Origin of the sequence: Allobosea sp. Root670, from assembly GCF_001429415.1 — a bacterium.
Lineage (GTDB): Bacteria > Pseudomonadota > Alphaproteobacteria > Rhizobiales > Beijerinckiaceae > Allobosea > Allobosea robiniae.
This window is the reverse complement of record NZ_LMJU01000003.1, coordinates 14,460-32,611: the sequence shown is the minus strand read 5'-3', so window position 1 is coordinate 32,611 and position 18,152 is coordinate 14,460. Positions and strand designations below refer to the sequence as shown.

At 66.4% G+C, this 18,152-nt stretch carries 16 protein-coding genes; 12 read left to right on the top strand and 4 right to left on the bottom strand.

Annotation, left to right across the window (positions count from 1 at the left end):
- Positions 1 to 53 precede the first annotated feature (53 nt).
- Positions 54 to 1,151: a CaiB/BaiF CoA transferase family protein gene (locus ASE61_RS06985; protein ID WP_061966135.1), complete on the bottom strand. Its 1,098-nt coding sequence runs from the start codon at positions 1,149 to 1,151 to the stop codon at positions 54 to 56.
- A gap of 166 nt (positions 1,152 to 1,317) precedes the next feature.
- On the opposite strand from ASE61_RS06985, the gene ASE61_RS06980 reads away from it, so the two are divergent.
- Both ASE61_RS06980 and ASE61_RS06975 read left to right on the top strand, forming a co-directional pair.
- Positions 1,318 to 2,472 carry a CaiB/BaiF CoA transferase family protein gene (locus tag ASE61_RS06980; protein WP_061966133.1) on the top strand — a complete coding sequence of 385 codons (1,155 nt, stop codon included), beginning with the start codon at positions 1,318 to 1,320 and terminating at the stop codon, positions 2,470 to 2,472.
- A gap of 27 nt (positions 2,473 to 2,499) precedes the next feature.
- Positions 2,500 to 3,654: an acyl-CoA dehydrogenase family protein gene (locus ASE61_RS06975; protein WP_061966131.1), complete on the top strand. Its 1,155-nt coding sequence runs from the start codon at positions 2,500 to 2,502 to the stop codon at positions 3,652 to 3,654.
- A gap of 49 nt (positions 3,655 to 3,703) precedes the next feature.
- Here the strand turns inward: ASE61_RS06975 and ASE61_RS06970 are convergent, their stop codons facing one another.
- Positions 3,704 to 4,618, bottom strand: coding sequence for an SDR family NAD(P)-dependent oxidoreductase (locus tag ASE61_RS06970; protein ID WP_061966129.1), 915 nt, complete (start codon positions 4,616 to 4,618; stop codon positions 3,704 to 3,706).
- 185 nt (positions 4,619 to 4,803) lie between these two features.
- Between ASE61_RS06970 and ASE61_RS06965 the strand changes: the two genes are divergently transcribed.
- The 8 genes from ASE61_RS06965 to ASE61_RS06930 all read left to right on the top strand — a co-directional run bounded on the left by ASE61_RS06965 (position 4,804) and on the right by ASE61_RS06930 (position 14,242).
- The gene (locus ASE61_RS06965) at positions 4,804 to 5,682 is read left to right on the top strand and encodes a MaoC family dehydratase (protein ID WP_244492748.1); all 879 of its coding nucleotides are present in this window, start codon (positions 4,804 to 4,806) and stop codon (positions 5,680 to 5,682) included.
- A gap of 66 nt (positions 5,683 to 5,748) precedes the next feature.
- The gene (locus ASE61_RS06960) at positions 5,749 to 6,969 is read left to right on the top strand and encodes an ABC transporter substrate-binding protein (protein ID WP_200959608.1); all 1,221 of its coding nucleotides are present in this window, start codon (positions 5,749 to 5,751) and stop codon (positions 6,967 to 6,969) included.
- A 7-nt stretch (positions 6,970 to 6,976) separates the two neighbouring features.
- Complete coding sequence (locus ASE61_RS06955) at positions 6,977 to 8,578, top strand: AMP-binding protein (protein WP_082617268.1); 1,602 nt, start codon at positions 6,977 to 6,979, stop codon at positions 8,576 to 8,578.
- 110 nt (positions 8,579 to 8,688) lie between these two features.
- A complete protein-coding gene (locus ASE61_RS06950; RefSeq protein WP_061966124.1) occupies positions 8,689 to 9,879 on the top strand; it encodes a CaiB/BaiF CoA transferase family protein in 1,191 nt (396 codons plus the stop codon).
- A 26-nt stretch (positions 9,880 to 9,905) separates the two neighbouring features.
- Complete coding sequence (locus ASE61_RS06945) at positions 9,906 to 11,069, top strand: acyl-CoA dehydrogenase family protein (RefSeq protein WP_061966122.1); 1,164 nt, start codon at positions 9,906 to 9,908, stop codon at positions 11,067 to 11,069.
- Positions 11,070 to 11,095: 26 nt separating this feature from the next.
- Positions 11,096 to 12,502 carry an MmgE/PrpD family protein gene (locus ASE61_RS06940; protein WP_162260077.1) on the top strand — a complete coding sequence of 469 codons (1,407 nt, stop codon included), beginning with the start codon at positions 11,096 to 11,098 and terminating at the stop codon, positions 12,500 to 12,502.
- Complete coding sequence (locus ASE61_RS06935) at positions 12,499 to 13,308, top strand: enoyl-CoA hydratase/isomerase family protein (RefSeq protein WP_061966118.1); 810 nt, start codon at positions 12,499 to 12,501, stop codon at positions 13,306 to 13,308. The genes ASE61_RS06940 and ASE61_RS06935 overlap by 4 nt, the downstream gene beginning before the upstream one ends.
- 4 nt (positions 13,309 to 13,312) lie before the next feature.
- Positions 13,313 to 14,242, top strand: coding sequence for a hydroxymethylglutaryl-CoA lyase (locus ASE61_RS06930; protein ID WP_244492747.1), 930 nt, complete (start codon positions 13,313 to 13,315; stop codon positions 14,240 to 14,242).
- A gap of 75 nt (positions 14,243 to 14,317) precedes the next feature.
- Here the strand turns inward: ASE61_RS06930 and ASE61_RS06925 are convergent, their stop codons facing one another.
- On the bottom strand, positions 14,318 to 15,199 hold the full coding sequence (locus tag ASE61_RS06925; RefSeq protein ID WP_061966116.1) for an SDR family oxidoreductase: 882 nt from the start codon (positions 15,197 to 15,199) through the stop codon (positions 14,318 to 14,320).
- A 103-nt stretch (positions 15,200 to 15,302) separates the two neighbouring features.
- Between ASE61_RS06925 and ASE61_RS06920 the strand changes: the two genes are divergently transcribed.
- Positions 15,303 to 16,061: an enoyl-CoA hydratase/isomerase family protein gene (locus ASE61_RS06920; RefSeq protein WP_061966114.1), complete on the top strand. Its 759-nt coding sequence runs from the start codon at positions 15,303 to 15,305 to the stop codon at positions 16,059 to 16,061.
- A gap of 18 nt (positions 16,062 to 16,079) precedes the next feature.
- On the opposite strand, the gene ASE61_RS06915 is transcribed toward ASE61_RS06920, so the two are convergent.
- Positions 16,080 to 16,817: a GntR family transcriptional regulator gene (locus tag ASE61_RS06915; RefSeq protein ID WP_061966112.1), complete on the bottom strand. Its 738-nt coding sequence runs from the start codon at positions 16,815 to 16,817 to the stop codon at positions 16,080 to 16,082.
- A 478-nt stretch (positions 16,818 to 17,295) separates the two neighbouring features.
- On the opposite strand from ASE61_RS06915, the gene ASE61_RS06910 reads away from it, so the two are divergent.
- The gene (locus tag ASE61_RS06910) at positions 17,296 to 18,147 is read left to right on the top strand and encodes a Bug family tripartite tricarboxylate transporter substrate binding protein (RefSeq protein WP_162260076.1); all 852 of its coding nucleotides are present in this window, start codon (positions 17,296 to 17,298) and stop codon (positions 18,145 to 18,147) included.
- The last annotated feature ends 5 nt before the right edge of the window (positions 18,148 to 18,152 follow it).

Below are 18,152 nucleotides of genomic sequence, written 5' to 3'. Positions count from 1 at the left end.
AATTTATGATCGATGGCATTTATTCGAATGAATGTCCAGTCGCGTAGGCCGGGTCAGGCACGCCTCTCCCATCGCGACAGAACGGTCGAGACGTCGTCCAGCACGACGGGCGGTAGCGGGGCCGTTGGGCTGGTCCGGCTGAAGCGCGGCGCCGGCGCCGGCTGCGTGATGCCGTCGACGGCGACGAAGGCACCGCGGGCCTGCATGTGAGGGTGGTGCGGGGCTTCGGCGAGCGACAGCACCGGCGCGAAGCAGGCGTCGGTGCCTTCGAGAAGCGCGCACCATTCGGCCTGGGTCTTTTCGGCGAAGCGCGCCGCCAGGATTGCGCGCCCTTCCGGCCAGCGCGCCTTGTCATGCTGGGGCGGTAGCGTCTCGGCCTCGATCTCCAGCGCATCGATCAGGAGCGCGTAGAATTTCGGTTCGAGCGCGGCGACGCTGACCCATTTGCCGTCGCTGCATTCGTAGCAATCGTAGAAGAAGGCGCCGGAATCGAGAATGTTGGCACCGCGATCGAGCTCCCAGCGCCCGGCGGCGTAAAGGCCGTGGAACACGGCCATCATCGAACTCGCGCCTTCGGTCATGGCCGCATCGACGACCTGCCCTGCGCCGGAACGCTGCGCCTCGAGAAGCGCGCAGGCCAGACCGAATGCCAGATAGAGCGCGCCACCGCCGAAATCGCCGACGAGATTGAGCGGCGGTGTCGGCGGCTGGCCCTGCCGGCCCATCGCATGGAGGGCGCCCGTGATCGCGATGTAGTTGAGGTCATGGCCTGCAGCCTGGGCGAGCGGCCCGTCCTGGCCCCAGCCCGTCATCCGGCCGTAGACCAGGCGAGGATTGGCGGCCAGGCAGGCTTCAGGCCCGAGGCCGAGGCGTTCCATGACGCCGGGGCGCGAGCCCTCGATCAGGGCGTCGGCGCGGGCGACCAGCGTCCGGGCGGCCATGAGGCCGGCTTCAGTCTTGAGGTCCAGCGTCACGCATTGCCGATTGCGGCGCAGCACGTCATGGGCCGGTGATTTCGGCACGCCGAGTTCGCTGCCCTGCCGCTCGATGCGGACGATGTCCGCCCCCAGATCGGCGAGCAGCATGGCACACATGGGCCCTGGCCCGATCCCGGCGAATTCTACGACTTTAATCCCGGACAGCGGTCCCAATCGTGCCTCCCGTCACCTGTCGACGCACGGGGCGCGGCATCGCCGCGCCGGCGACTTGTCTATTAATACGAACAAATATTGTCCATCCTAAAAATCTGTGTTTTGAAGGGGCGGAGCGCGCGGCCTCGATGCCGCCGCCGACGCATAAGACCGGAGGAAATGCGCGATGACCGCAAAGGGGCCCCTTTCGGGCATAACCGTCGTTGATCTGACCCGCGTCCTGGCCGGGCCATACTGCACGATGATGCTCGCCGACATGGGCGCTCGGGTGATCAAGGTCGAACCGCCGGGGCTCGGGGACGATTCACGTCAGTTCGGGCCCTTCATCCAGGGCCGGCCCTGCTATTTCGGCTCGGTCAACCGCGGCAAGGAATCGATCGCGCTCGATCTCAAGTCCGAGGCGGACCGGGCGGTGTTCGAGAAGTTGCTGGAGCGCGCCGATATCCTGACCGAGAATTTCCGGCCCGGCGTGCTCGAAAGGCTGGGCTATGGCTGGGAGCATCTTCACGAGCGCTATCCACGCCTGATCTATGCGTCCACATCCGGGTTCGGCCATGCCGGCCCGGCGCGCGACCGCCCATCCTACGACATGGTCATCCAGGGCATGTCCGGGATGATGAGCGTGACCGGCCCGAGCGGGGGCGAGCCCTGCCGCGTCGGTATCTCGATCGCGGATGTCGGCTCGGGCATCTTCACCGCTGCCGCCGTCAACGCCGCGCTGCTGCATCGCGAGCGCACCGGCGAGGCCTCGCGCGTCGATATCGCGATGTATGACTGCCTGCTGGCGATGCTGGAAAGCACGATCTCGCGCTACACCATGGCTGGCGAGGTCGGCGGACGCATGGGCTCCCGCCACCCGGCGATCATGCCGTTCGAGGCCTTCGCAACGGCGGATGGGCACATCGTGCTGGCCTGCGGCAATGACAAGATGTTCGGGCTGCTCGCCCGGGCGCTCGGCCTGCCGGAGCTGATCGAGGACGAACGCTTCCGCCGCAACGAGCTGCGCGTCGCGAACCGGGAAATCCTCCATGAGCTGATCGAGGAGCGCCTGCGGGGAGACAGCACGGCGAACTGGCTCGCGCATTTCGACGCTGCCGGTGTTCCCGCGGGGCCGATCAATTCCATCGACGAGGCGCTGAGCCACCCCCAAGTGGCGGCACGCAACATGCTGATCTCGGTCACCGACCCGGTGCTAGGGCCGGTTCGGATCGCGGGGACGCCGCTCAAATTCTCGACTTTCGAGGATCCCCCGACGCGCCGCGTCGCGCCGGATCTCGATCAGGATCGCAGGGCCATCCTGGCGGAGCTGGGCCTCGCCTGACGCCATCTGAACAATAGGGAGAGACGCATGTCGAAACGATCGATCTTTCAGGAAGAACACGACCAGTTCCGGCGCACCGTGCGCCGCTTCGTCGAGGCCGAGATCCTGCCCCACCGGGTCGCGTGGGAGAAGGCGGGGACGGTGCCGCCGGAGGTGTGGCGCAAGGCGGGTGAGGCCGGCCTGCTCTGCTGCGACCAGCCCATCGAGCATGGCGGTGGCGGCGGGGACTTCCTCCACAACGTCATCGTCAACGAGGAGATGACTGCTGCGGGCGGATCCGGCCCGGCCTTCAGCGGCCATTCCGATATCGTCGTGCCCTATCTCAGCGTCTACGGGACGCCTAAGCAGAAGGAGCGCTGGCTGCCTGCGATGGCGCGCGGCGAGGTGATCACCGCGATCGGCATGACAGAGCCGTCGGCCGGGAGCGACCTGCAGGCGATGCGGACGAGCGCGGTCCGCGATGGCGACGATTACGTCATCAACGGCCAGAAGGTCTTTATCAGCAACGGCCATCAGGCGCATCTGCTGCTGCTGGCCTGCAAGACCGACCCGACCGCACGCGGCAAGGGCATCAGCATGGTCCTGGTCGAGACGGACCGGCCTGGCTTCACACGCGGGCGGATGCTCGAAAAGATCGGCCGCAAGGCGCAGGATACCTCGGAATTGTTCTTCGCGGACTTGCGGGTCCCGGTCTCCAACCTGCTCGGCCAGGAGGGCGCCGGATTCGGGATGATGATGAACCTGCTCGCGCAGGAGCGGCTGAGCTCGGCCGTGCGGGCGATGGCCGCGACGGAGCGTGCCCTGCAATCGACGGTGGACTATGTCAGCGAGCGCGAGGCGTTCGGCCGCAAGATCGCCGATTTCCAGAACACCCAGTTCCTGCTGGCGGATCTCTGGTCGGAAACCATGGTGCACCGGGTCTTCGTCGACGACTGCATCGCGCGGCATCTGCGCGGCGAATTGTCAGCGGTCGATGCCGCAGCGGCCAAGCTGAGGGCCAGCGAGCTGGAAGGCCGGGTGATCGACCAGTGCCTGCAGCTCTTCGGCGGCTGGGGCTATATGTGGGAATACCCGATCGCGCGGGCCTATGCGGATGCCCGCGTCGACCGGATCTCGGCGGGGAGCAACCATATCCTGAAGCTGATCATCGGCCGCGACTTGCTGCGGCCCGCCCGGACGTGAACGCCGCTGCCGGCCGCAGGCATCGCCTGCGGCCGGCATATGGCCCGTCTCAGATCGGGTCCCAGGAGAAGACGTCCGCCGAGCGCTCGAGCGGATAGAAGGACAATTTGAAGGCCGGCAGCATGTGCTCGGCGATCGTCTGCGGCGTCCAGCCGTCGCTCCGCTGCGCCGCCCTGATCGGCCGTGGCTGGCTGAACAGGAACAGCTCGTTCTTGCGCGAGCCGAAGATCTGCCCGTTGACGTCCTTGGCGAGATCACTGGCGAGAAACACGGTGAGCGGCGCGATCTTAGCCGCGGTCATCGCCTTGATCCGCTCGACGCGCAGCTTCTCGGCCTCCGTTTCGGTCGGGATCGTGCCGACGAGCCGGCTCCAGGCGAAAGGCGAGACGCAGTTGGAGCGCACGTTGAAGCGCTGCATGTCCAGGGCGATCGCCTTTGAGAGGCCGATGACGCCGAGCTTGGCGGCCATGTAGTTCGCCTGACCGAGATTGCCGACGAGGCCCGATGTCGAGGTGAAGTGCACGAAGGCGCCGCTCTGCTGCTCCTTGAAGAAGGGGCAGGCCGCCTTCGAGACGTTGAAATAGCCGTTGAGATGCACGTTGATCACTGACGACCAATCGTCATGCGACATGCGGTGGAAGATGCGGTCGCGCAGGATGCCGGCATTGTTGATCACGGCATCGATCCTGCCGAAGCTGTCGACCGCCTGCTGGACCATGCGTTCTGCTGCTGCCGGGTCGGTGATGCTGTCCCCGTTCGCGACGGCACGACCGCCGGCCGCCTTGATCTCGGCGACGACGTCCTCTGCAGGGCCGGCGCTGCGTCCTCCGCCTTCCGCGTCCCCGCCCAGATCGTTGACCACGACCGCGGCCCCTTCCGCCGCCGCCAAAAGGGCGATCTCGCGGCCGATCCCGCGGCCGGCGCCTGTGACCAGGACGACCTTACCCTGCAAAGAATCACTCATTGTCGATCCCCGTCGCTGTCCTCTCGCGCCTCTCGCGCGGACGCACGAAGGCGCTAGCCTTCTCCCACCCGGCCGGCGCGCGCGCAAGAAAAAATTCGACTTTAATAGGAAGGGGCGTTGTCATTTCAGTCGAATGAATATTGAATGATAAGGCAGGAGCGCGCTCCCCACTCACGATAATCCGGATGACGCTGATGCCGATCGACTACGATGCCATCAAATCCTGGCGGATCGAGCCGAAGGACCACAGCTTCACCGCGCGCGACGCCATGCTTTACGCGCTCGGCCTCGGCCTGGGCGGCGACGAGAGTCGGTCCGAGGATCTGAGCTTCGTCTACGAGCGCGGGCTGCAGGCCTTGCCCAGCTTCGCGGGCGTTCTCGGTTACCCCGGCTTCTGGTTGCAGGACCCTGCGACCGGGATCGACTGGAAGCGCATCCTGAACGGCGAGCAGGGACTGCTCCTGCACCGGCCGCTTCCTGCGGAGGGACGTGTCATCGGGCGTACGCGGATCGAGGAGGTCGTCGATAAGGGCGCCGATAAGGGTGCCGTCATCTACACCGTACGCGACGTGGTAGACGCCGGGACGGGCGATCTCATCGCGACGGTCACGAACTCCATCTTCGCGCGGGGAGATGGCGGCTTCGGCGGCCCTGCCACGTCCGGCATCCGGGTTCTTCCGCCGCCGCCGGAGACGCAGCCCGACCACATCGTCGACCACCCGACGATCCCGCAGGCGGCGCTGATCTACCGGCTGTCGGGCGACTACAATCCGCTTCACGCCGATCCCGCGGTGGCTCGCGCCGCGGGCTTCCCGCGCCCGATCCTGCATGGAGCGGCAACCTGGGGCATCGCAGCCTATGCGTTGCTGCGCACCCTGTGCGGGGGATCGCCAGCGCGGTTCCAGCGTTTCGACTGCCGCTTCTCCGCCCCGGTCTATCCCGGCGAGACGATCAGGACCGAGATTTGGTCCGTGAAGCCGGGTTCGGCCGCTTTCCGCTGCCGCGCGGTCGAGCGGGACATCGTGATCCTCAATAACGGGATATTCGAATTCGCCGCCGGATGAGCCGGCAGGACGTTTCCAACAACAAGGTGGGGAGGGTGAACCTCTCCGAACAGGGGAGTGATGAACATGCGTTGGACGCTTGCTCTGATCGTCGGGCTGCTGATGGGAGCACATCTCTGCCAGCGCGCTGCAGCCCAGGCCACTATTTCCGATGATGTCGTCCGGATTGGCCTCCTCCTCGACATGTCGGGGCCGTATTCGGACTATTCCGGCGAAGGCGCCGCGACAGCGGCACGGATGGCGGTCTCTGATTTCGGCGGCACCGTCCTCGGCAAGCCGATCGAGGTGCTGGCAGCGGATCATCTGAACAAACCCGACATCGCGTCGAGCCGCGCGCGCGAATGGTTCGACAACGGGAAGGTCGATGCGATCCTTGAGACCGTCGCGACCGGCCCGGCGCTGGCGGTGCTGGAAATCGCCAAGCAGAAGAACAAGATCGTCGCCTTCAGCGGGCCGGGCGCGGTGCGGCTCACCAACGAGAGCTGCTCGCCGATCTCGATCCACTACGCGCTGGACAGCTATGCCCTGACCCGTGCGACCGTGAAGGCGCTGACGGAGCGGGGCCTCGACAGCTGGCATATCCTCGCCCTCGACAGCGTCTTCGGCGCGGACCTGATCCAGGATGCCGGGGCGGCTCTCGCGGATACCGGCGGAAAGCTCGTGGGCACGACGCGCCACCCGCTGGCGACGACCGATTTCTCGTCTTTCCTGGTCGCTGCGCAAAGCTCAGGCGCGAAGGTCATCGCGCTCGCCAATGCCGGAAATGACACGGCCAACGCGCTGAAGACGGCGCGCGAGTTCGGCATCGGTGTTGGCGGCAAGCAGCGGATGGCGTCGCTCTACACGCTGATCAACGACATCAACGCGATCGGTGTCGAGGGCGCGCAGGGGCTGATCTTCACCGAGGCGTTCTACTGGAACCGCAACGAGCAGACCCGCGCCTGGTCGCGCCGATTCTACGAGACGATGAAGCGGATGCCGAATGCCGAGCAGGCGGCGGTGTATTCGACGGTGCTGCATTATCTCGGCGCGGTCAAACAGGCTGGCACCGACGAAACAGGTGCTGTGATGAAGCAGATGCGCGAGCGGCCGATCAACGACATCTTCGCCACCAACGGCAGGATCCGCGAGGACGGCCGGATGGTCCACGACATGTATCTGGTCGAGGTCAAGAAGCCGTCCGAGGTGAAGGAGCCATGGGACCTCTACAACGTCCTGGCTACGATTCCCGGCGACGAAGCCTTCCAGCCGCTGTCCCGCTCGCGCTGCCCGCTAGTCAAGAAGTAACCGCGCGATGGCGGTGGAGCGGAAGGGCATACGCCCGGTGGCGCTGGGTGGCTGGATCGACAATCTGGCGCTGCAGCATGGCGAAGCGCCGGCGCTGTTCGACGAGGACCGTCCGGTTTCCTACGCGCAGCTCGCGCGGCGCAGCCGGCGCCTCGCCGCCGGTCTTGCCCGGCTCGGCATCGGGCAGGGAGACCGTGTCGCGGTCTGGCTGCCGAACTGCTCGGCCTGGATCGAGACCCTGCTCGGCTGTGGTCGCCTGGGGGCGATCGTGGTGTCGCTCAACACCCGCTTCCGCGCGGCGGAGGTCGGCGACATCCTCGGCCGCTCGGGCGCGCGTGCTCTCGTCATGTCTCCCGACTTCGCGCCGATCGCCTATCGCGAGATCCTGGCGAACGTCCCGCCCGCAGAATTGGCCGCGGTGACGACGATCGTGACCTTGACGGAAGAGGCCGCGCCCGTTCTGGAGGGCCGCCGCCAGGCCAGCTATGCCTCGCTGCTGGAATGCGGTGAATGGGACGGGCCGGCGATATCGCCAGCGACAGGGTGCTTGATCCTCACCACGTCAGGCACCACGAAGAAACCGAAATTCGTGCTGCACTCCCAGCAAGGCCTGGTCACGCATGCCTTCGACGTTGCCGCCGCGCCGGGCTTCTATGGTGAACCGGGCAGCGCCGGCATGTCGATCATGCCGCTATGCGGCGCATTCGGCCTCACCCAGACGATCGGCGCGCTGGCCGGCGGCGCTCCCACGGTTCTGATGCGCAGTTTCGATCCGGAGGTCGCCGCGGCCGCGATCCGCCAGCGCGGCGTCACCAATATGGCCGGCGTCGACGATGTCTTCTATCGCCTGCTCCAGACGAGCGACGACGCCGTGCCCTTTCCGGAATTACGCTTCGTCGTATTCGGCTCCTTCAACAATTCGCCCGACGACTTCGTCCGAGCGGCCGATCAGCGCGGGCTGCTTGCGGTGGGCGCCTACGGGATGTCCGAATTTCAGGGGCTGTTCTCTCTTCAGCCCAGGGAGGCGGGGCCGGAGCGCCGTGCGCGCGGCGGCGGCCATCCGGTCTCCGCTGCGGCGATCGTCCGCGTCCGCGATCCGGACACCGGCCGCCTTCTCGCCGTCGACGAGAGCGGGGAGCTCGAGGTCGCGGCTCCGAGCATGATGCTCGGCTATTTCGGTGACCCGGAGGCGACCGCGGCCGCATTCACCGACGATGGCTTCCTGCGGACGGGCGATGCCGGCTGCCTGCGCGCGGATGGGAGCTTCGAGTTTCATGCGCGCATGAACGATGCCCTGCGCCTGGGAGGGTTCCTCGTCAGTCCGGCGGAGATCGCCGAGATGGTCGCGTCCCATCCGATGGTGAGCGAGTGCCAGGTCGTCGGAGCCCATGGTCCGGACGGATACAGGGCGGTCGCCTTCGTCATTGCGGCGGAAGGCGGCTTTGCCGAAGCCGCGGTGCAGGAGCATTGCCGGGGACGACTCGCCAAGTTCAAGCAACCTGCACGCATCCTCGCCGTAGACACGTTTCCGGCGACGGACGGACCGAACGGGCCGAAGGTCCAGCGCAACGTGCTGCGCGCGATGGCGGAGATTGCCCTGAAGGGATAAAACGACGCCGGATTTATTCATCCGAATTTTATATCGAAATCTCAGCGCGAGCAGTTGCCTCGCTTGCGAGTGCGCTATATCAATCGAATGAATAAAATTGGAAAGCGGGAATGCTTGGAGCAATTCTGTCGGGGCTGAAGGTCGTCGACCTCACGCAAAATGTGGCCGGGCCGTTCTGCACCCAGGTGCTCGGCGACATGGGCGCGACGGTGATCAAGGTGGAGCGTCCCGGACGCGGCGACGACACGCGTGACTGGCCGCCGCGACATGGGGACCAGTCGGCGACATTCCTCGCCCTTAACCGGAACAAGAGCAGCATCTGCCTGGATCTGGACCACCCCGAGGGGTTGGCCGTGCTCAAGCGCCTCGCTGCCGATGCCGACGTCATCATCCACTCGATGAAGCCCGGCAGCGCCGAAAGCCGCGGATTGGGCCATGCCGATCTCGCTGCAGGCAATCCGCGCCTGATCTACTGTGCCATCAGCGCCTTCGGACAAGCCGGGCCGCTGGCTGCCCTGCCGGGTTATGATCCGCTGATGCAAGCTTTCACGGGCATCATGAGCACGACCGGAAACGAGGGCGACGCGCCGGTGCGCGTGGCCGTCTCGCTGATCGATCTCGGCACCGGGATGTGGGCCGCGCTGGGTGTTCTGGCCGGCGTCATCGAGCGCGGCCGGAGCGGGCGCGGGATGCTCGTGGAAGCGAGCCTGCTCGACACCGGCATCGGCTGGATGAGCGTATTCGTCGCGACCTATCTCGCGACCGGAACGCTGCCGCAAAAGCTCGGCTCCGGCATGGCGATGGCCGCTCCCTATCAGCTCTTCCCGGCGCGCGACGGCCATGTGTTCATCGCGGCCGGAAACGACGGGCTGTTCGAGCGCGTCTGCGGCGGGCTGGATTGCCGCGAGCTCGTGGCGGATAGGCGTTTCGCCACCAACACCGCGCGTGTCGCAAACCGCGAAGCGCTCGTCGCCGCGATCAGCGCGGTCACGCAGCAATTGCCGGCAGCCGATATCGTCTCGCGGCTGCGCGCAGCGGGGGCTCCATGCAGCGAGCTCAATTCGGTGGCGCAGATGCTCGCGCATCCGCAGGTCGAGGCGGCGGGGATCATCGCCGATCTGCCGGCGGCTGAGCGCGAGAGCCATCGCATCGTCGCCTTGCCCCTCAAGCTGGCAGGAAGCCGCTCGGCCAGGCTCGAGCCGCCGCCCGCGCTTGGCGCCGACACGGCGTCCCTGCTCTCGGGCCTTGGCTACGCATCCGACGAAATCGACCGCCTTCGCCTCGCCGGGGCGGTTGGCTGAATCAGCTACTTCCAGGACAGAGCACCATGGATTTCGACTATACGGAAACCCAGCAACAGATCCGGGCGGCGGTCCGCAAGCTCTGCGCCGAGTTCGGCGTCGATTACTGGCGCAAATGCGACGAGGCCGGCGAATACCCGGAAGACTTTGTCCAGGCGATGACCAGAGCAGGCTGGCTTTCGGCCCTGATCCCGGAGGAGTATGGCGGTTCCGGGCTCGGCCTGATGGAAGGCTGCATCATCCTCGAGGAAATCAATCGCTCGGGAGGCAACGGCGCCGCCTGCCACGCGCAGATGTACACGATGGCCTCGGTACTGAACCATGGCAGCGAGGAGCAGAAGCGCCGCTATCTCCCGCGCATCGCCGACGGTTCATTGCGGCTGCAGGCCTTCGGCGTCACCGAGCCGGATGCCGGTTCCAACACGCTCAGGATCAAGACCTTCGCGAAGCGCCGACCGGGCGGCGGCTATGTGATCAACGGCCAGAAGATCTGGACCTCGCGCTACATGCAGTCGCACATGTATCTGCTGATCGTCCGGACGACGCCGTTCGAGGAGGTGAGCCGCAAGACGGATGGCCTCTCGCTCTTCCTCATCGACATCGAGAAGGCGGGCAAGGCCCTGCACGCCCGGCCGATCCGAACCATGCTGAACCACCACACCAACGAGGTCTTCATCGACAATCTGGAGGTGGGGGAGGAGGACCGGATCGGCGAGGAAGGCCGCGGCTTCCATTATCTCGTGGACTCGCTGAACTCCGAACGCCTCCTGGTCGCGAGCGAGTCGATCGGGGACGGCCGCTGGTTCACCGCCGAGGCCTCGCGATACGCCAGCGACCGGCAGGTCTTCGATCGGCCGATCGGCCAGAACCAGGGTATCCAGTTCCCGATCTCGCGGGCACATATGAACATCGAGGCGGCCGAGCTGATGCGCAACCGGGCCGCCGCCCTGTTCGACCGCAAGCTGCCCTGCGCGAACGAGACGAGCATGGCCAAGTTCCTCGCCAGCGAAGCCGCCTGGGAGGCGGCTGAGGCGTGCATGACGACGTTCGGCGGCTATGGCGTCGCGAGCGAATATCACGTCGAGCGCAAATGGAAGGAGGCGCGGCTGTTCCGCACGGCGCCGCTCTCCAACAATCTGATCCTTGCCCAGGTCGCCCAGCACGCGCTCGGCATGCCCCGTTCCTACTGAGCCGAAACGAGGACAGGATGACAGCCTTGCAGCCTCTGAAAAGCCTTTCGCCGGTTCCGGGTCCCACGGAACGCCTGGCGGCGTTCATCGTCGAGGCCCGGGTGCCGGACGAGGTCCTGAGCCAGGCCACGCGCGTGGTCGTCGATACGCTTGCCGTGACCGTGGCAGGTGGCGCCGAGGAACCGGTGCGGCGGCTGGCCGCTTCTCTCGAGCCCTGGCCGGGCGCCGTGCCCAGCTTCTGGGGACCGGAAGCCTTCCGCAGCGACGATGCCGCGCTTCTGACCGGCATGGCGAGCCATGTGCTCGATTATGACGACGTCTCGATGCTGAGCGTCTGCCATCCGACGGCGCCCGTGCTGTCGGCCTTGCTGCCCCTCCTCGACAAGCGCAAGGTCACGGGGGCGGAACTGCTCGGCGCAGTGGCGATCGGCACCGAGGTGCTGATCCGTCTCGGGCAGAGCATGGGCTTTCGGCATTATGCGCTCGGCTTCCACGCAACGGGCACGCTGGGAGCGGTCGGTGCCGCCGCCGCGGTCGCGCGGCTCCTGCATCTCGATCTCGACACCACCCGGCGGGCGCTGGCCATCGCGGCCAGCATGGCCTGTGGCTTGCGAAAGAACTTCGGCTCGATGGTGAAGTCGCTTCATGTCGGGCTGGCGGCCTCGAATGGCCTCAAGGCCGTACGGCTCGCGCAGGGCGGCATCGATGCGGCTTCCGAGGTCTTCGAGGTCGACGGCTATCTCAAGGCCTTCTCCGGCGGCGAGACCGATCGCTGGCCGCCGGGTGTCGTGCTTGGCGCGCCGTTCGCACTGAGTGAGCCCGGCTTCGAACAGAAGCGCTATCCATGCTGCTACATGCTGCACCGGATGATCGAGGGCACGCTCGGTCTGCGTCGCGACACAGGCATCGATCTCGCGGCGGTGAAGCATGTTCGCGTCGATATGCCGGCAGGCGGCACCAAACCCCTGATCCACCCGTTCCCCCGCACCGGGCTGAATGCCCTCTTCAGCGGCCCCTATGCGGTTGCCGCCAGCCTGGCCGACGGCCGGATCGATCTGGCGAGCTTCACCGACGAGGCTGTTCTTCGGCCGGACCTGCAGGCACGGCTCGCCGATATCCAGCTGGTCGAGGCGTCGGGCGAATCGAGCCGGGGCAGCGAGGTCGGCAGCGCGCCCGTCACAGTGACCGTGACCCTGAAGGATGGCGGTTCCGTCGCGAGGACGGTGACGCGCGCGCCGGGTTCGCCGGAGGACCCGATGACGGAGCAGCAGCTCGCGGCCAAATGGACGGATTGCTTGCGGCGCGTGCAGCCGGGGCTCGGCGCCGATACGACGCTCAACTTGTTCGGGGAGGGGCTGGCTATCGGCACGTCGCCGGATGTCGGCGCCTGGATCATGCGGTTGCGCCTGGCGCTCGGCAGGAGCGCGGCATGAACGCCTCACTCGCGTCTCCAGCCTTTGAGACGCTCCGGATCTCCGCGCCGGCCGAGCATATCGCCCTGGTGACGCTTGCGCGTCCGCAGGCCATGAACGCGCTGAATACGCAGATGGGGCGCGATCTGGTGACCTTCTTCGAGGCGGTCGCGCTGGATGCCGCGGGGTTGCGCTGTATCGTGCTGACCGGCGAGGGGGAGCGCGCCTTCTGCGCCGGTGGAGACCTGAAGGAACGGCGCGGCATGAGCGATGAGGCGTGGCAGCGCCAGCATGTCGTGTTCGAGCGGATGGTGCGTGCCCTGCTCGATTGCCCGGTCCCCGTGATCGGCGCGGTCAACGGGGCGGCCTATGGCGGCGGCTGCGAGATCGCCGCCTGCTGCGACTTTCTCTACGCCGCCGAACACGCCCGTTTCGCCCAGAGCGAGGTGACGCTCGGCATCATGCCCGGTGGCGGCGGAACCCAGACGATTGCCCGCGCCGTCGGCGAGCGGCGGGCGAAGGAACTCATCCTGACAGGACTGCCCTTCTCGGCGAGCGAAGCGGCGCAATGGGGCTTGGTCAATGCAGTCCTGCCCCAGGGCGAGCTCCTTCCGGCGGCGCTCGCGACCGCGACCACCATCGCCAATAACGCGCCGATCTCCGTGCGGCAGGCGAAGCAGTCGATCCACCGCGGCCTGCAGATGGCCCTGCGCGACGGCCTCACCTTCGAGATCGAAGCCTATGCCCGGATGGTCCCGACGCAGGACCGCCACGAGGGTGTGACGGCATTCAACGAGAAGCGGCCGCCGCGCTTCATCGGGAAATAGGTGGATGATGGCGGAACGCGTGTTGTTGAGGGAGGTCGGGCTGCGCGACGGGCTGCAACTCGTCTCGACCGTTCTCGACACGGAGAAGAAGCTCGACTGGTGCGGCAGTGCAGCCGCGGCCGGTCTGGCCGAGATTGAGGCCACGTCCTTCGTGCCGGCGCATGTCATCCCGCAGTTCGCGGATGCCGATGCCGTCGCAGCGGGGATTACCGGGATCCGGGGCGCGCACGTCTCCGCCCTCGTCGTGAACCTGAAGGGAGCAAGGCGCGCCTTCGCCGCCGGGCTGACCAAGGTCAACTATGTGGTTTCCGCCAGCGAGGCCCACAGCCTTGCCAATGCGCGCCGCTCGACCGATGCGGCGCTGGATGAGTTCGATCTCATCGTCGCCGAGCGCGCGGCTCAAGGGTTGTCCGATCGGGTCGCATTGGGCTGCGGCGTGGCGACCAGTTTCGGCTGCACGCTGCAAGGCGAAGTCGCCGAGGCGCGCGTGCTCGCGATCGTCGGGCGACTGGCGCGCGCCGGAGCCGACGAGATCATGCTGGCGGATACCGTTGGCTATGGCGATCCTGCGCGCGTCCGCCGCCTGTTCGAGGGAGCCGCCGGCATTGTCGGGTCGCTGCCGCTCGCCGCGCATTTCCATGACACGCGCGGCCTCGGGCTGGCCAATGTCGGCGCCGCGCTTTCGGCCGGGGTCCGCCGCTTCGATGCCTCGCTCGGGGGGCTGGGCGGCTGCCCCTTCGCCCCCGGCGCGACCGGCAACATCAACACGGAAGACTGCGCCTTCATGCTCGAGGCGATGGGCTTCGCCACCGGCATCGACCTGGCTGCGTTGCTGCGCTTGCGGGAGCGCGTCGAAACCTGGCTTCCGGAAGAACGCTTCACCGGCGCGCTCGCCCGCGCCGGCCTGCCGAAAGGCTTTTCTCCCGCAGCCTGACATTGGCGGAGCGCAATCAGGCGCTCCACGTGGCGATGGCCCCCCGCACCACCGAAGGGGCTTGGGATGCCCCTGTCAGCCTGCGGCGCTCGCAGCCTTGTCGTTGCGGTCACGGCCCCGGATACGTTCGCGCGCCTGCTGCCATTGCGCGTCGGTCCAGGGGAGGTAGTTCGTGAAATAGGCGCCGTTCGCGAGGCCATGCGCACCGTCGACGGCAATCGTCTCGCCGCTGAGCCACTCGCAGCCCGGCGCCATCAGGAAGGTGGCCAGAGTGGTGAGCTCGGGCTTCTGTCCAAGGCGGCCCATCGGATTGATTGACCGTTCATAGTCATGCGGGTTGTCGGTTGGACGCAGGCGGGCCGAGGCGCCCTCCGTCGGAAAGATACCCGGCGAGATGGCATTGAGCCTGATGCCGTAGCGCCCCCATTCGATGGCGAGCGACCGCGTCATCGCCTCGATGCCGGCCTTCGACATGGCCGAGGGCACGACGAAGGGTGCGCCGGTCCGCGTGAACGTCGCCAGGATCGAGAGCACCGAGCCCTTTCGCTGTTCGGCTATCCAGCGCTGCCCGATCGCATTGGTGACGTAGAAGGTGCCGCGCAGGACGATATCGGAGATCGCGTTGAAGCCGTTCGCCGTCAGATCCTCCGTGCGGCTGATGAAGTTGCCGGCCGCGTTGTTGACCAGCCCGGTCAGCGGACCGTGGTCGAGCCAGGCCCGGTCGACCATCGCCCGCACGGATTCAGGCGAGCGGATATCGCACTCATAGGCATCGACCGCAGCGCCGGTCTCGCGGGCTATCGTCTCGGCCGTCTCCCGGACGACCGCCTCCCTGCGCCCGCAGATCGCCACGCGCGCGCCGTAGCCGGCGAAGCGATGCGCCATTTCCCGGCCGAGTCCGGTACCGCCTCCCGTCACGAGGATGTGCTGGCCCTTCAAGACGTCGTCCCTGAACATTCGCCTCTCCCATCTCGATTCGAGCACATCGTCGCGCGGCCTCTAGCCGGGGGCCATCTCGCTCGCTATTAAATTCGAACTTATTATCAAAAGGAAGAGGCTGATGTTGGAAACTGCCCGCGACGGCACGACCATGGTCCTGACCCTGAACAACCCCGCAAGGCGAAACGCCCTCTCCGCACCGCTGAGGGAAGGACTGCTGGAAGCTTTTCTCAGGCTCGAGAGGGATCGCGATCTGCGTGCGGCGGTCATCATCGGCGCTGGCGGGAATTTCTGCTCGGGCGGAGACATCAACTCGATGAATCAATCGACGGATCTGGCCGCCGGTCGCGAGCGCTTTCGCGGCGTGCACGAGCTGACGCGGCTGATGATCCGGGGCTCGAAGCCGGTGATTGCAGCGGTGGAGGGCTGGGCGGTCGGGGCCGGGCTGGGTCTCGCGCTCGCGGCGGACACGGTGATCGCCACGCCGGGCGCACGTTTCCGGGCGGGGTTTCCGCAGATCGGACTGATCGCGGATTTCGGCCTGCTGCATACCCTGCCGGCCCGCATCGGGCCCGCAAGGGCGCGCCAGTTCCTGCTGTATGACGAGGTGGTCGATGCCGAGCGCGCCGGCCGCATCGGATTGACCGACGAAACGGTGGCTTCGGGCGAGCTGCTCGAACGGGCGTTGGCGCTTGCCGGCCGTTTCAGCCAACTGGCTCCCCTGGCGACAGCGCAGACCCGGGCCGCCCTGGCCCGGGGGCTCGACCAGGTGCTGGACTGGGAGCGCGACACCCAGGCGGCCTTGCTGCAAACGGCCGACCACGCGGAAGGGCGAACCGCTTTCCTTGAAAGACGAAAACCGAATTTTACCGGTCGATGAGACCGCGCCGAACCGTTTTCAGATCCGCTGGCGGATGACGCTCCTGACCGAGTAGCGCGTCGCCGGATAGAGATTGTAGGACAATTCGAATGTCTGCCCGTTATTGGCGACGTAGCGCCGCTTCACGGCCAGCGCCGCAGTTTCGGTACCGGCGTGCAACAGATCGGCCATCGCCGCCGGCATGGTCGTCGCCGATACCTCCTGCTCGACATAGTCGAGCTTGAGGCCCTGCTCATCCATGATGACTTCGTAGATCGCCCTGTCTCCCTGCTGGATGGTTTCGAGGGCCGGGGCCAGCTTCTCGGGCACGAAAACCTCCGACCAGCATAGGGGCTGCTGGTCGTTGCGTGTCGATCGCACGCCCGCAACCCGCAACCATCTGCCTTCCCGAAGTCCGGAGAAGGATTCGAACGATTTCGCCACGCTGGAGGCGAAGCCGTAATGGCGCACGTCCAGCTGGGTGCTCTGGGCGAAATCGAACAGCCCTTTGAGGTCGCGCAGCGAATGCACATAGGGCGCGACCGGCCGTTGGGCTAGCACCGTCGTGCCCGTCTTGCGCCGGCGCCCGAGGATGCCCTGCTCAGCGAGCAGCTTCAGAGCTTCACGGATGGTGTGGCGACCCACGCCGAACCGCTCCTGCAGTTCGGGCTCCGTCGGGAAGCGGCTGCCTACAGGGTAGGTCCCCCCGCCGATTTCGTCGCGCAGCAGATCCGCAAGGACCGCATGTCCGCCGGTGGTCCTGGTGCCCTCAGACATGTCCCGCTTCTTCTCGCACGCAAAATCCCCGCTCGCTCCGTGAAATAGCTTGCTCCGGCGCCGAATCATAGTCCCCGGAACGAACTGCACACTGTTCTTCGAATGAAATGGCCGGGGCTATGCCGGCCGGCCGCGCAGCCGGCCACGGCAAGGCAGCGCCGATCGAAAGTCGAAGGCATTCCAGGTGCCCGGAGATGCCCGTGCGCTTCCTCTGGCCGCCGTCGGGAAATCGTTGCGGTTTCGCCGCTTTCGGGTTGACGTCCGGAAGCTCCGCACTATCATTCGAATAAAATAATGAATGGCGATGACGCCTGAGAAATTCGGGGAGGAGAATGCGATGGATCGTCGCGAATGCATCATCGGGCTTGCCGCCGTCGGCCTCTCCGCGACGCAAGCCTTCGGGAGCACGTTTCCGACCCGGTCCCCGATCCTGTCCAATGGCTATCCTGCCGGCGGCTCGACGGATGTCGCCTCGCGATTGATCATCGAGGGTATGGCAAAGGAGCTGGACGGATATCGAATGGTCGTCGAAAACCGGCCGGGCGCCAGCGGAACCGTCGCGGCGACGTGGCTGACGCGCCAGCAGCCGGACGGCTATAGCCTGCTTCTGTCGGAATCATCCTCGTTCGCGATCTGGCCGGCGATGCATGAGACCGGCGTCAAATATGATCCGGTCCAGGATTTCGACTGGATTGCGACCGTCTGTACGGCTCCCATGGTCCTGATCGTTTCGCCGAACTTTCCGGCGAAGACAGTGAAAGAGGCCATCGAGCTTCTCCGTACGCCGGCATCCGCGGAGCTGAATTATTCCAGCTCGGGCGTCGGCTCGATCCCTCATATCGGCGCCGAATTGCTGCGAACCCTTGCCGGCCCCGCCAACCAGTCGCGCCATGTACCGTATCGTGGTGGTGCGCCGGCGGTGCTGAGCGTGTCGACCGGCGAGACGGCCTGGGGCGTGGCCTCGCTGGGGTCGGCGACGGGACTTCTGAACGGCGGTGCCCTGAGGGGGCTTGCCGTGACGAGCCCCAACCGGTTTCCGCTGTTCCCGGACATCCCGACTTTCAGGGAGCTCGGGATGCCGGAGATGGAGTTGAACATCTACTACCTGATCCAGGGGCCGGCGCGCCTGCCGGCCGAGGTGCTGGCCAAGCTGAACAAGGCTGGAGCCGCCTCGCTGAACCAGCCGGTCACGCGGGAACGGTTCCTCAAAGCCGGGATGCAGGCGTGGGACGGCCCCAACACTCCCGAAAGCACCCGCGAGATCGTCATGGCGGAAAATGCAAGGTTTCGCTCGATCAGCCAGCGCACCGGCTTGAAGATCGTCACCTGAAGCGC

What these genes read in the sequence shown, in the direction of transcription:
- ASE61_RS06975 (WP_061966131.1), top strand. Translation starts at nt 2,500, where the DNA reads ATGTCGAAACGATCGATCTTTCAGGAAGAACACGACCAGTTCCGGCGC.
- ASE61_RS06915 (WP_061966112.1), bottom strand. Translation starts at nt 16,817, where the DNA reads ATGTCTGAGGGCACCAGGACCACCGGCGGACATGCGGTCCTTGCGGAT.
- ASE61_RS06965 (WP_244492748.1), top strand. Translation starts at nt 4,804, where the DNA reads ATGACGCTGATGCCGATCGACTACGATGCCATCAAATCCTGGCGGATC.
- ASE61_RS06945 (WP_061966122.1), top strand. Translation starts at nt 9,906, where the DNA reads ATGGATTTCGACTATACGGAAACCCAGCAACAGATCCGGGCGGCGGTC.
- ASE61_RS06960 (WP_200959608.1), top strand. Translation starts at nt 5,749, where the DNA reads ATGCGTTGGACGCTTGCTCTGATCGTCGGGCTGCTGATGGGAGCACAT.
- ASE61_RS06980 (WP_061966133.1), top strand. Translation starts at nt 1,318, where the DNA reads ATGACCGCAAAGGGGCCCCTTTCGGGCATAACCGTCGTTGATCTGACC.
- ASE61_RS06970 (WP_061966129.1), bottom strand. Translation starts at nt 4,618, where the DNA reads ATGAGTGATTCTTTGCAGGGTAAGGTCGTCCTGGTCACAGGCGCCGGC.
- ASE61_RS06935 (WP_061966118.1), top strand. Translation starts at nt 12,499, where the DNA reads ATGAACGCCTCACTCGCGTCTCCAGCCTTTGAGACGCTCCGGATCTCC.
- ASE61_RS06920 (WP_061966114.1), top strand. Translation starts at nt 15,303, where the DNA reads ATGTTGGAAACTGCCCGCGACGGCACGACCATGGTCCTGACCCTGAAC.
- ASE61_RS06930 (WP_244492747.1), top strand. Translation starts at nt 13,313, where the DNA reads ATGATGGCGGAACGCGTGTTGTTGAGGGAGGTCGGGCTGCGCGACGGG.
- ASE61_RS06925 (WP_061966116.1), bottom strand. Translation starts at nt 15,199, where the DNA reads ATGTTCAGGGACGACGTCTTGAAGGGCCAGCACATCCTCGTGACGGGA.
- ASE61_RS06950 (WP_061966124.1), top strand. Translation starts at nt 8,689, where the DNA reads ATGCTTGGAGCAATTCTGTCGGGGCTGAAGGTCGTCGACCTCACGCAA.
- ASE61_RS06955 (WP_082617268.1), top strand. Translation starts at nt 6,977, where the DNA reads ATGGCGGTGGAGCGGAAGGGCATACGCCCGGTGGCGCTGGGTGGCTGG.